Below are 12156 nucleotides of genomic sequence, written 5' to 3' on the forward strand. Positions count from 1 at the left end.
TCCATCAAGATCGCCACCCCGTCCACCGTTGAATGGATCCTCGACAAGGCCATTCAGGTCCACGGTGCGGCCGGCCTCTCGCAGGACACCTTCCTGGCCTCCGCGTTCGCCTACGCGCGCACCATCCGGTTCGCAGACGGTCCGGACGAAGTACACAAGAACGCCCTGGCCCGCAACGAACTCAAGCGCCAGCGCGCCCGCCGTGAGGCCCGCGCCAACGCCTAAGCAGGTTCACATGTCCCCCCCGTACCGCGAGCGCGGCACGGGGGGACTTTTGTGTGTCCGGACCCATCTGCGCCGATGATCGGGGATCGCTATCACCCTGCAAGGGATGCAGTGCTTCCAATGCATGCCTTGCCCCCAAGAGACTTGGGTCACACTGGCGCTCGAATTCGCCGGAAAGGCCCGGACCGCGAATGCAGGCTGTGGATTGCCCAACTCAAGCGGTTTCACCCAAGGACGCATCAACCACACAGGAGCATGAATGTTTGAGTCACAGAAGGGCGGATCGCCTCTTGGACGTCTGCGGGCATGGGACAACGGAGTCTCGCGCCGATCGCTGTTGAAGTATGCGGGACTTGGCGCTGCGGCACTGGGTTCTGCTTCGTTGCTTTCGGCCTGCGGCAGCAACAGCGGCGCTGCACCTGCGGCGACAGGTGCCATGCACAAGTTCGCCGTGGCGTCGTTCCCCGGCGATGCGTACTTCCTTGACACCATCAACCTTGCCAACAAGGACTACGACAAGCACAAGCTCGAGGTCCCCAAGCACATCACCCCGCAAAGCGGCGTCCAGTCATTCCAGCTGCTCGTGGCAGGGGCCATCGACGGTTACGCGGCAGACACGATGCTCCTGATGGCAACCCACGCGAACAGCTCCAAGGGCAAGCGCCCGGTGCTCGCCGGCTTCCGGGCACTCGAAACAACCTACGGGATCGTCGGCAGCAAGAAGCACCAGTGGCCCGGACCCGAGGCGAGTTTCGAAGAGAAGATCCGGTCGTTGAAGGGCAAGCGCATCGGCGTCACGAGCGTCGGCTCGGGCGGCGACTTGCAGCTGAAGCTTGCCTTGGAGCTGGCCGGCATGAAGTACGACGACGTCACCGCGCTGGCGGTGGGTCCCACCGCCCAGGCGATCCCGAACCTGAACGCCGACCGCATCGACGCCTACGTCACCGTCCAGTGGACCTCGACGCGTTTCGTTGCCAAGGAGTCGGGTGGATCGATCCTGATCGACTTCGCCGAAGCAAACGTGCCCGAGCTGATGCGCAACCAAGCCGTGGTCGCGATCGCCGTGCGCGAAGAGATGGCGCAGCAGCAGCCGGAAGTCATCAAAAACTGGCTGGCTGCCCAGGACGACGCCCGCGAGTGGATCATCAACAACAGGACGGCGGCGGCCGATCTGCTCAACAACAGCGGGCTTGGCGGAAAGGCGCCGGAAATCGCCGCGGCCTACGTCGAGCACTACATCTCCAAGGTGGAACCACGGCTCAAGCCGATGTTCAAGGCTACCAAGGAGACAGTGGACCACATGTCCGAACTCGCGCTGCGTTTTGGCAGCGTCAAGAAGGGCGATATCACCTATGAGCAGCTCGTCCCGGAATTTGCGCGCGCGTAAGCGGGAATGCCATCCCACGAACTCCTAAGCAGGACCAACGTCCCCGTGTACCGCACCTGCGGTACGCGGGGACGTCCTTGTGTGTAGCTGCGGTTCGCTGTCAAGCACTTGCCCGCTGCTGCGTGGCTATCGCCTTGATAAGTTCTGTGAGATTGATTACAGGAATGCTTTGCGCGGATGATCGTCATATGACTACTACTGCCGATTCGCTCAGCGTCGACGAATCCCCGGCCTCCAAGCCCGCTGCCGGTCACCCTGGAATCCAGTCCCTCCGGGTCGCGCGGAAGGATGTCATCGCCGACGGCGTCGTGCGGTTGCGCCTTGAGGAACCGCAGAACCGCCGTGTCCCTGACTGGTCGCCGGGATCACACATCGAACTGGTGCTCCCGACCGCGCACGCCGGAGCCCTCTCGCGCCACTACTCCCTGTGCGGCGACCGCTGGGACCCGCACGCCTACGAGGTCGCCGTCCTGAACGAGCCGAACTCCAAGGGCGGCTCTCGCTACATCCACGAGCAGCTCGCGGTTGGCGACATGCTCACCGTGGGAACGCCTCGCAACAACTTCCACTTGTCCCAGGCGACCCGTTACGAATTCATCGCCGGCGGCATCGGGATCACCCCGATCATGACGATGATCGTCGCAGCCGAGCAGCTCGGCATCGATTGGCACCTGCACTACGGCGGCCGAACGCGTGCCTCGATGGCCTTCCTCGACGAGCTCGCACAGTACGGCGACAAGGTCACCATCTGGCCGCAGGACGAGCTGGGCCACCTGAACCTCACCTTCCTGGGCGAACCCGTCGACGGGGGCAGGGTCTACTGCTGCGGACCGGAGCCGCTGTTGAACGCGGTGGCCGGCGCAGCATCCGCGTGGCCGTCCTGGGCGGTGCGTTTTGAGCGCTTCGTTCCCGCAACCCTGCCGGAGCCGGTGCGGACCGAGCCGTTCGAACTGGAACTGGCACGCTCCAAGAGGTGCATCACGGTCGGGACCGATGAAACGGTGCTTTCGGCCTTGAGCGATGCCGGCGTCCCCGTGCTCTCCTCGTGCAACGAAGGCGTGTGCGGCACCTGTGAGGTCAGCGTCCTGCGGGGCACCCCGGAGCACCGTGACTCGCTGCTCAATGATGCGGAGCGGGCCAAGAACGACCGAATGTTTGTATGTGTCTCACGCGCGATCACCGATCGCCTCGTGCTGGATCTTTAGGAGCTACCCACCATGTCGACAGTGACGAAGTGCCCCGTTAACCACGGAACCATCCCGGTCCTCGACGATGACCCGTTCTCGCCGGAAATCCTGGACAACCCCCTGCCGTTCCAGGAGCGCCTGCGCGAGGCCGGCCCCGTGGTGTTCCTGTCCAAGTACAACGCATATGCGATCGGACGCTACGAGGACCTCTTGGCCGCCGTCGCGAACTGGCAGCAGCTGACCTCGGGGTCCGGCGTGGGCCTCAACGAGCCGTGGCGTGCCCGGGGCCTGCTGCAGATGGATCCGCCGGAACACGACGCACCCCGCGAGGTGTTGCAGGAGATCTTGTCCTCACGGGCTTTGCGCGCAATGAAGGACAACTGCATGGCCCGGGCCGGGTCGCTGATCGATGGACTCCTGGAGGGCACGGCGTCCGGTGGGCAGATTGAAATCGACGGGCACGGCCAGATCGGTTCGGTGTTCCCCGTCAATTTCTTCCCCGATGCCTCCGGCATTGACGAGGAGGGCCGCGAAAACCTCGTTCCTTATGCCGACCACGTCTTCAACGCTTTGGGCCCCCGCAATGATCTTGTCAAGCAGGGCGAATGCAAGGCAGCGGAATACGCCGAGTGGGCCACCGCCAAATGCCAGCGCGACGCGTTGAAGCCCGAGGGCTTCGGCGCCGACGTCTGGGCCGCCGCCGATCGCGGAGACATCCTGCACGAGCACGCCCCGCTGCTGACCCGCTCGCTACTCTCGGCCGGCGTGGACACCACGGTCTACGGCATCTCAGGGATGCTTTACGCCTTTGCCTCCAACCCGGAGCAATGGGAAACGCTGCGCAGGAACCCCGGCCTGGGACGCGTTGCGTTTGACGAATCGCTGCGCTGGGAATCCCCGGTCCAGCAGATTTTCCGCAAGACCTCGAGCGAGGTGACCATCGGCGGCAGCACCATCCCCGAGGGCAGCAGGGTCATGATGTGCTTCGCCGGAGGCAACCGCGACCCGCGGCGTTGGGAAAACCCTGACAAGTTTGACCTTTCGCGTGATCCTTCGGGGCACCTCTCCTTTGGCATGGGCGTGCACCAATGTGTGGGCCAGCATGCAGCCCGCCTCCAGGCAGCGTCGTTGCTGGAGCAACTGGTTCCCCGGATCAAGAGCATCGAGCTTGCCTCGCCGATCGAACGCCACCACAACAACACCCTGCGCGGCTGGGATTCGGTTCCGCTGCGGCTGACGCTCGCTTAGCCCGGTTCAAGGGACGCATGCCGGCGTCGGGTCGCACGCTCCCGACGCCGGCATGCGGCTTGTTGCTGTCTGCCGGCGGTCTGCGCCGGATTCCGAACATCAAGGAGCTGAACGAATGACCGCTGCCGTTGAAACCGCCGGGCTTCACCAACTGACACTGGCACAGGCCGGGCAGCTCATCGGATCAGGCCGCCTGTCCCCGGTGGAGTATGTTGAGGCGCTCATCGCGCGTGCCCAAGCCGTCGACGGGCAAGTGCAGGCATATGTCACCCGTACCTTTGAGGATGCTCTCGACGGCGCGCACGAGGCAGCCGCCGAAATAGCCTCCGGCCGGTACCGGGGTGCGTTGCACGGCATCCCTTTTGCACTGAAGGACTGCTTCAACACCGCGGGAATCCTGACCACCGGGCATTCGAGGGTTCTGGAGGACAACGTTCCGGCCCGCGACGCCACGGTGACCCGGAAGCTGCGGCAGGCCGGCGGGCTCCTGATGGGCAAGCTGGCGCTTTTCGAGTTTGCCCATGGCGGACCGTCGTTCGACGTTCCGTGGCCGCCACCGCGGAACCCCTGGAACCTGGCCCGTGTCACGGGAGGATCCTCGAGTGGTTCGGCGGCGGCAATCGCCGCGGGCATGGTGCCCGCAAGCATCGGCACCGACACCGGCGGCTCGATCCGGGTGCCCGCATCCCGCTGCGGCGTCACCGGCCTGATGCCCACCCCCGGGCTGGTGGGCCGCTCCGGGGTGATTCCCCATTCCCACACCTTCGACCGCAGCGGCCCCATGGCAAGGACCGCCGAGGACTGCGCCATCCTGCTCCAAGCAATCGCCGGCCATGACCCGGGCGACCCGGCCAGCGTGGCCCGCGAAATACCCGACTACCTCGGTGCCCTGGGCGGGGACCTGCGCGGCCTGCGAATCGGCGTGCTACGGCACAACTGGGAAGAGGAAGTCGCGGCAAGCACGGATGAACGCCACGCCATGGACGCTGCCCTCGGCGTGCTCGAAGAGCTGGGCGCCACGCTGGAGGATTGCCGGATCCGGCCCATGCAAAGCTACGGCGATATCAAGACGATCATCGCCGAAACCGAGGTGCTCAACGTGCACCAGCCCGAGCTGATGGCCCGCCCCGGGAATTTCGGCTCCGACATCCTGAGCCGCATGCTGCCGGCCGTACTGTTCACGGCCAACGACCTCATCCGGGCCGGCAGGGAACACCAGCGGGCCATCGCCGAGATGCAGGCGCTGTACGGGCGCTTCGACGCCTTCATCACCATCTGCTCGGGCGAGGCGCCGGCCTTCTCCGCGCACCACCCGCTGGCCTTCTGGAAGAATTCCAACCACTTCACCGCCGCCAATGTCACCGGCCAGCCGGTTCTCGCGCTTCCCAACGGGTTCGGGTCCGGCGGGCTTCCGCTGGGCATGCAGATCCTGGGCCGGCCCTTCGGCGAGGCGACGATCCTGCGCATCGGCCACGCGTACCAGAAGGCGACGGGGTGGCACCTGCGGCATCCCGAACTGGTCGCCGGGGCCGTTGCGCCGCCGGTGGAAGAACCCCGGTTGACGACGGGCACGTTGGGGGACGTCGATCCGGTGCTGCGCGAGGCGTGCCTGGCGGCCGCCGGCCGGGCCGGCCTGGATCTCGATGGCCGCATGCTCGAACAGTTGCTGGAGGGCGCACCGTACGCCCTCGCGATGGCCGACCGCATGCCGCGCGACCATCTGTATGGCGAGGCCCCGGCCAATGTGTTCTCGCTCCGCTCGCCCTGAAACCGCCCGCACCCGCGCTGGCCGCGAGGCGCGCGCCGGGGCGCAACCAATGAACATCGCCCCTTGAACACTTCCTCTTGAGCACCACCCCTTGACCTCGCCCATTGAGCAGCCAACATCGCACAGTGGGCGATCCATATAGAACTCCGCCGACGCGGGGACGAAGCCGGCAACGAATTGCCGCCTTGATGCCCCTCGGCCTGGCGGCCGTCGAAAGGTAAGACAAGTGAAGGAAAAGACCGAATACATGTGGCTCGTCCAGCTGGATATCCCGGAGGAGCTCGATGACGAGTTCAACCGCATCTACAACACCGAGCATGTGCCATTCATCGCCAAGGTCCCGGGTGTCCTGGGCGTCCAGCGATACGTCCTGGAACGGCCCAACGCGGGCGTGCAGCGGTACGCAACGGTTTACCGCGTGGATTCCCCGGACTTGCCGCAGACCCCGGAGTGGAAGGCCGCATCCGCACAGGGCGACTGGGCCTCGAAGATCAGGCCGCACACCTCCAATGCCTCGCTTTCCATGTTCCGGGCCATTCCCTAGCCGTGCCCGCGATTCCTGAAACCCCTTTTTTCCGAAGCAACACGAAAGTCAGGTCATGACACTCACCCTCGCCCAGGCAAATCTCGTCATCGCAAGCGCCATCGACAAAGCCAAGGAACTTGACATCAGGATCAGCGTCTCTGTCTGTGACGCCGGCGGCCGGCTGCTCGCCTTCGGAAGGATGGATGGCGGGCATTGGGGCGCCGGCTATGGCTCGCAGGGCAAGGCCGTTGCCTCAGCCGGCTTCGCCAAGCCCAGTGGCCTGCTCGCCGAGCGTGCCGCCTCGCCGATCATGTCAGGCATCGCCCAGGCCGAGGGCGGGCGTATCTTCTACGCCAAGGGCGCCGTTCCGATCTTCAGCGACGGCATCTTGGTCGGTGCCTGCGGCGTGGGCGGCGGCACCGGCGAGCAGGACGAAGAATGTGCCAGCGCGGGCGTCGCGGCGCTCCAAGGCGTCGCTGTGCTCCGGGGCTGAGCCTCCGGGCCCGGCCGCACCGGCACAGAGAACCCGTTCGACCAACACGAGAAGGAAATGCCAATGATTTACGAAATCCGTTCCTACCAGGTGGATTCGGAGAATGTGCCGGAGTTCGAGCGGCGGTTCGGCACCGGGTACGTCGACCGTGCCGCATTCTCGCCCCTGGCTGGCTTCTGGCGCACCACGGACCAGCCGCAGAGCGAAGTGATCCACGTGTGGCCCTACCAGGACCAGGCCGAGCGCACCGAGCTGCGGGCCCAGGCCGCCCAGCATCCGAACTGGCCCCCGGCAACGGGTGGATTCGTGAACCGGATGATGGCGGAGCTGGTCATCCCGTTCGACTTCGTTGAAGAGCGTGCCCCCGGCGCCATCGGACCGGTCTTCGAAATCCGGTACGACTACTTCAGAGTCTCCGAGCTTCGCGCAGCCGGTCAGGCATGGTCGGACGCGATCCGGGCGCGCAGCAGGCACGATGAGCTCGTACTGGCAGGGCGCCTGGAGTTCGGGCAGACCAACGGGATCGTTCAGATTTGGGCGCACCCAGACGAAGAGCACCGGGGACGGGCAGTCGCAGCAGCGGTGGCCACACTTCCGGTTGACGGCCCGGTGCCGCTCTCCACGGTGGTGAAGCGGTTGGCGCCCTCGGAGTTCTCTCCTCTGCAGTAGTTGGCGGAGGCCTCAGGCGGTTCCCCTTGGCACGATGCCGAGGGGAACCGCCTGCAGTTTTTCCCGCTCAGCGCGCGACTTCGAAGAGGCCGGCGGCACCCATGCCGCCGCCCACGCACATGGATATGACGACGAATTGCTGGTCTCGGCGCCGTGCCTCGAGCAGGGCGCTGCCAACCGCCCGTGAACCGGTCATTCCGTACGGGTGGCCCAGGGCGATCGCGCCGCCGTTGACGTTCATCTTTTCCGGGTCGATCCCCAGGAAATCACGGCAGTAAACCGCCTGGGAGGCGAAGGCTTCATTCAGTTCCCAGATCCCGATGTCATCAACGGTGAGCCCATGGTTCTTCAAGAGCCGTGGAACGGCTGTGACGGGACCAATCCCCATCTCATCGGGTTCGCATCCGGTCACGGCAATGCCGCAGTAATAGCCAAGTGGCGCCACGCCCAGGGACGCGGCGTAGTCGCTGTTCATCAAAACGTTCGCCGAGGCCCCGTCGGACAGCTGCGAGGCATTGCCTGCCGTCACGGTCGGATTTGCCGTGAAATCCCCGGGATTCAGTACCGTGCGGAGCCCCGCAAGAGTTTCGAGGGTGGTTCCGGCACGCACGCCCTCGTCTTGGGAGACGAGTTGCTCGAATTCCGTGACTTCACCGCTTTCCTTGTCGGTCTTCAGCGTGGTCACCCGGATCGGCGCGATCTCATCATTGAACCTGCCGCTCGCTTGGGCATTGGCTGCCCTCTGCTGGGAAGCCGCCCCCATTTGGTCCTGCGCCTTGCGGCTGATGCCATAGCGCTCGGCCACGAGCTCGGCGGTCTGCAGCATGGGCATGTAGGCGCCCGGGTGGTTGGTCTCAATCCAGGGATCGCGGCTGCGGTATTTGTTGATGTATTCGTTTTGAACCAGCGAAATGGATTCGACCCCGCCGCCAATTGCCACATTCATGGAATCCGTGAGGATCTGCTTGGCCGCCGTCGCGACCGCCATCAACCCCGACGAGCACTGCCTGTCGATGGTCTGCCCGGGAACCGTCACCGGCAACCCGGCGCGCAGCGCGCCCTGGCGGGCGACGTTGAAGCTTTGCGTTCCCTGTTGCGCGGCGGCACCCAGGATGACGTCCTCGACCAGTGCCGGGTCGATTCCCGTCTTGGCCAGTGCCGCGGCAATCGCGTGCCCGGCCAGTTCCGGGGCGGAGGTGTTGTTGAAGGCCCCGCGGTGCGCCTTGCCGATGGGGGTGCGGGCTGTTGCAACGATGGCTGCTCTGGGCATGGTGGTGCTCCTTCAGGAAGGGGGTCTTCGGCGTGTGCGGGGTGGAGCAGGACGAGCGATCTTGCCTCGGTTCAGGCGGTAGGTGCCTCGTAGAGCCGGGATACGACCTCGGCCACACAGCCTGGCTTCTTCGCCTCCCCGTTGAGCTCCTGTTCGACGGTGACCTGGACCGTTGACTGTGCCCACGTGTCCTCGCGGTCAAGAGACACCAGCTTGATCCGGCCACGCACGCGCGAGCCGACCAGGACCGGGGCCGGGTACCGGACCTTGTTCGATCCGTAATTCACGCCCATGGACAGCCCGTCGATGCGGTACGTGTCGAACATGAACCCGGAGACCAGTGAGAGGGTCATGTAACCGTGCACCAGGGTGGTGCCAAACGGGCCCGAGGCCGCACGCTCAGTGTCGACGTGGATCCACTGGTGGTCGTTGGTCACCTTGGCGAACGCATTGATGTCTCCCTGGGTGATGGTGCGCCATTCGGTGACGCCGATTTCCTCACCCACATACCGTGCGAAGTCGTCGATGCCGCTGAAGATCCTCATGCTTTCGGTCCGCCCGCCACGTACAGCACCTGGCCGGAGACGAATCCGGCATTCTCGGAGGCGAAGAAGGACACGGCGTTGGCGATGTCCGCGGGCTTGCCGGTGCGGCGCACGGGGATCGCCGCGGCGGCCTTGGCCGTGAAGTCCTCGAAGCTCACGCCCATGCGCGCGGCCGTGGAGGCGGTCATCTCGGTTTCGATGAAGCCCGGGGCGATCGCGTTGGCGGTGACGCCGAAGGGGCCCAGTTCCAGGGAGAGGGTCTTGGTGAATCCCTGCAGCCCAGCCTTTGCCGCCGAGTAGTTGGCCTGGCCGCGGTTGCCCAGGGCCGAGGTGCTTGAGAGGTTGATGATGCGTCCCCACTTGGCCTCGACCATGTGCTTCTGGGCGGCGCGGGCGACCAGGAAGGATCCGCGCAGGTGCACGTTCATGACCAGGTCCCAGTCGGACACCGCCATCTTGAAGAGCAGGTTGTCGCGGATGATGCCTGCGTTGTTGACCACCACCACGGGAGGGCCCACCTCGTCGGCGGTGCGGGCGACGGCGGCCTCGACGGCGGCCTCGTCCGAGATGTCCGCGACGATGCCGATGGCCCGGTGGCCGGCTGCGGTCAGCTCGGAGGTAAGGGCATCAAGCCCCGCCTTGTCGAGGTCGATCGCTGCGATGTTGAATCCATCGGATGCAAGGCGCCGGGCAATCTCGGCGCCGATGCCGCGTCCTGCTCCGGTGACCAGTGCCGTGCGCTGTTGTTCAGTCATGATGAAACCTGTTTCCTTACTCGTGGGTGAAGTCGCTGCCTGTCCCTGTCCGTCTAGCGGTACGTGACCCAGGAACGGGGAAGATGGCCATGGTCGTTGAATGTCACCATCGTCTTCCCGGATGAACCGGTCACGATCTTGGTGACCCCGGAATTTACGGTGACCCGGTTGAGTGCGAGCCATTGGGGAAATCCGCCGTTGAGAAGCCGGGCCGCTGCCCAGGCAATGGCGCCCGAGCTCGAGACGACCACTGCGTCCTGACCCGATCCGAGCCCTTCGACTGCGTTGTCGAGGGCCGTGTCGATCCGCTGTGTGAACGCAGAAAACGACTCCAGGTAATCGGCGTCGTGGTCGTTGGAGGCCCAGCGGGCAGAGGCTTTCTCGAGCAGTCGCTGGAAGGCCCTCGAATCGGTTTTTGCGCCGGGATCGTCCTCAGGATAGGCGTTCAGCAGATCGGATGCGTTGAATTCGTCCCACCCCGGATCGACCACGGGGGGAGTGTCCCAGCCGGCAGCCTCGATGAGTCCCTGTACCGTCTGGCGCTGGCGTTTCATGCCGCCGCTGACGACGCGGGTGGGAGATGTACCAGCCCGCATCAAGTAGGTGCCGAGGGCTTGGCTCTGGTTCTTGCCGCGTGCCGACAGCCGGTCGTAGTCCTCGGTGCCGAATGATGCTTGTCCGTGCCGGACCAAATAGAGAACACTCACAGTCCCGACCGTAGCCAACGGGCCGGCCGGGAACCACCCCTTGCAGGCTATCGGGGTGCCAGCAGGATGCTTGCACTACCCGTGGAGCGCCCCGGGATCCTCGGCGTCCTCTTTGTCGGTGAATGCCATTAGTTCGGCCAGAACCGTGTGCAGGGCCGGTGCGTTGTCGCCGGATCGCCAGGCGGCCCGCAGGTCAACATCGGGCGAGGACTCGGTTAGCCGGGCGAAGGCCACTTGGGTGGAATCTGCGTAGCGGGCGACCGAAGCCAATGTCAGGTGGCAGCCAACCTCGGCGCCCACGAGGGCCAGCGCCGTCTGGGTATCGGGTGCAACCTGGGCAAGATCCGGTGAAAAACCAGCCGCACGGGACATGAGGCGCAAGCGGTCATCCAAGACGGCACCTTCATGCGGAGGCAGGGTGACAAATGGCTGATCCTTGAATCGTGCAATGGACAGTTCGGGCTCTCCGGCGAGCGGATGCGTGTCCGGCAGCGCCATCAGCAGGGAGTCAGGCATGACGACCTCGGTGGAAATTTCCGGCGGTGCGAAGTCCCACCTGCCGAGCGCGATGTCGGTCTCGCCGTGCTCGAGGCGGCGCATGGCCGACTGGCCAAAATGCTGGCTCGAGAGTTCGAGCCGGATTCCCGGGTGCAGCAGGCGTATGGCGCGTGCCAGCCTCGCGACGAGCCCGTGGGTGGAGATGCCGGCGAAGTCGATCCGGACGAGTCCAACCTGTCCGTGCGCTGCCGACTTGACGGCAACTTCGGCACGGCGGGCCGCGTCCAGAACCTCGCGGGCTGCTGGAACCAGGGCCTGTCCGCTGGCAGTCAGCGTCACCGACCGTGTGTTGCGCTCGAAAAGCAGGGTTCCCAGCTCGGTCTCAAGCTGCTTAATGGTTCGGCTCAGTGGCGGCTGCGCGATATGAAGCCGGGCCGCGGCCCGGCCGAAGTGGAGCTCCTGGGCCACCGCGAGAAACGCTTGAAGCTGGTTGATTTGCATGATGGAAGGCCATTTCATTGCCCGATTATTGCAAACAGGGTATCAGTGAACCCTCGGATTCGAGCCAGGCGTGGTCCGCCGTCGGGCATGCCAGGGCCTGCTACGAAACAGCGGTGCAGTACGCCGCCCAGCGCCGGCAGTTCGGCGGCACCTGGCCGCCTCGCAGATCGTGCAGGAACGCCTGGCCCGCATGCACTCGGAACTGGCCACCATGCAACTCATGGTGATGCAGATGACCAGGCTGGACGAGGAAGGCGTGCTGACCCTGCGCAGGCCTCGCTCGCCAAGTTCACCTGACCCGCACAGCCCGGTCCATCGCCTCCAATGCCCGCGACCTGCTCGGCGGTAACGGCATCCTTCTGGCCAACCGCGTGGCC

At 65.2% G+C, this 12156-nt stretch carries 14 protein-coding genes and 1 pseudogene; 10 read left to right on the forward strand and 5 right to left on the reverse strand.

Annotation, left to right across the window (positions count from 1 at the left end; genetic code table 11):
* From J1902_RS18445 to J1902_RS18480, 8 genes are all read left to right on the forward strand, one after another.
* On the forward strand, positions 1 to 225 hold a 225-nt coding region (locus J1902_RS18445; protein WP_278253675.1), incomplete at its 5' end, for an acyl-CoA dehydrogenase family protein.
* Between the two features lie 259 nt (positions 226 to 484).
* Positions 485 to 1612: an ABC transporter substrate-binding protein gene (locus J1902_RS18450; protein ID WP_207617834.1), complete on the forward strand. Its 1128-nt coding sequence runs from the start codon at positions 485 to 487 to the stop codon at positions 1610 to 1612.
* 188 nt (positions 1613 to 1800) lie between these two features.
* The gene (locus tag J1902_RS18455) at positions 1801 to 2817 is read left to right on the forward strand and encodes a PDR/VanB family oxidoreductase (RefSeq protein WP_207617835.1); all 1017 of its coding nucleotides are present in this window, start codon (positions 1801 to 1803) and stop codon (positions 2815 to 2817) included.
* A gap of 12 nt (positions 2818 to 2829) precedes the next feature.
* Positions 2830 to 4047 carry a cytochrome P450 gene (locus J1902_RS18460; protein ID WP_207617836.1) on the forward strand — a complete coding sequence of 406 codons (1218 nt, stop codon included), beginning with the start codon at positions 2830 to 2832 and terminating at the stop codon, positions 4045 to 4047.
* Between the two features lie 115 nt (positions 4048 to 4162).
* Positions 4163 to 5815 (forward strand): amidase, encoded by a 1653-nt coding sequence (locus tag J1902_RS18465; protein ID WP_207617837.1) that lies wholly within the window; start codon positions 4163 to 4165, stop codon positions 5813 to 5815.
* A gap of 226 nt (positions 5816 to 6041) precedes the next feature.
* Positions 6042 to 6359 carry a DUF4286 family protein gene (locus J1902_RS18470; RefSeq protein WP_207617838.1) on the forward strand — a complete coding sequence of 106 codons (318 nt, stop codon included), beginning with the start codon at positions 6042 to 6044 and terminating at the stop codon, positions 6357 to 6359.
* Positions 6360 to 6414: 55 nt separating this feature from the next.
* Entirely contained in the window at positions 6415 to 6834 is a 420-nt protein-coding gene (locus J1902_RS18475; RefSeq protein ID WP_207617839.1) for a GlcG/HbpS family heme-binding protein, read from the forward strand.
* A gap of 63 nt (positions 6835 to 6897) precedes the next feature.
* Positions 6898 to 7503 (forward strand): NIPSNAP family protein, encoded by a 606-nt coding sequence (locus J1902_RS18480; RefSeq protein ID WP_207617840.1) that lies wholly within the window; start codon positions 6898 to 6900, stop codon positions 7501 to 7503.
* 67 nt (positions 7504 to 7570) lie between these two features.
* Here J1902_RS18480 and J1902_RS18485 read toward each other — a convergent pair whose 3' ends face one another.
* From J1902_RS18485 to J1902_RS18505, 5 genes are all read right to left on the reverse strand, one after another.
* Positions 7571 to 8773, reverse strand: coding sequence for an acetyl-CoA C-acyltransferase (locus J1902_RS18485; RefSeq protein ID WP_207617841.1), 1203 nt, complete (start codon positions 8771 to 8773; stop codon positions 7571 to 7573).
* 71 nt (positions 8774 to 8844) lie between these two features.
* Entirely contained in the window at positions 8845 to 9318 is a 474-nt protein-coding gene (locus tag J1902_RS18490) for a MaoC family dehydratase (RefSeq protein WP_207617842.1), read from the reverse strand.
* Positions 9315 to 10073 (reverse strand): 3-oxoacyl-ACP reductase FabG, encoded by a 759-nt coding sequence (fabG, locus tag J1902_RS18495; RefSeq protein ID WP_242702213.1) that lies wholly within the window; start codon positions 10071 to 10073, stop codon positions 9315 to 9317. The genes J1902_RS18490 and fabG overlap by 4 nt, the downstream gene beginning before the upstream one ends.
* Before the next feature lie 53 nt (positions 10074 to 10126).
* Entirely contained in the window at positions 10127 to 10780 is a 654-nt protein-coding gene (locus tag J1902_RS18500) for a histidine phosphatase family protein (RefSeq protein ID WP_207617843.1), read from the reverse strand.
* Positions 10781 to 10855: 75 nt separating this feature from the next.
* A complete protein-coding gene (locus J1902_RS18505; protein WP_242702214.1) occupies positions 10856 to 11797 on the reverse strand; it encodes a LysR substrate-binding domain-containing protein in 942 nt (313 codons plus the stop codon).
* Between J1902_RS18505 and J1902_RS19965 the strand changes: the two are divergent.
* Both J1902_RS19965 and J1902_RS18510 read left to right on the forward strand, forming a co-directional pair.
* Positions 11797 to 11919 (forward strand): annotated as a pseudogene (locus tag J1902_RS19965) (hypothetical protein); the annotation flags it as partial. The gene J1902_RS18505 and the pseudogene J1902_RS19965 sit on opposite strands and share 1 nt — an antisense overlap.
* Positions 11877 to 12128 carry an acyl-CoA dehydrogenase family protein gene (locus J1902_RS18510; RefSeq protein WP_372434599.1) on the forward strand — a complete coding sequence of 84 codons (252 nt, stop codon included), beginning with the start codon at positions 11877 to 11879 and terminating at the stop codon, positions 12126 to 12128. The pseudogene J1902_RS19965 and the gene J1902_RS18510, both read left to right, overlap by 43 nt.
* Positions 12129 to 12156 lie beyond the last annotated feature (28 nt).

This window comes from Arthrobacter cavernae, from assembly GCF_017368795.1.
GTDB lineage: Bacteria > Actinomycetota > Actinomycetes > Actinomycetales > Micrococcaceae > Arthrobacter > Arthrobacter cavernae.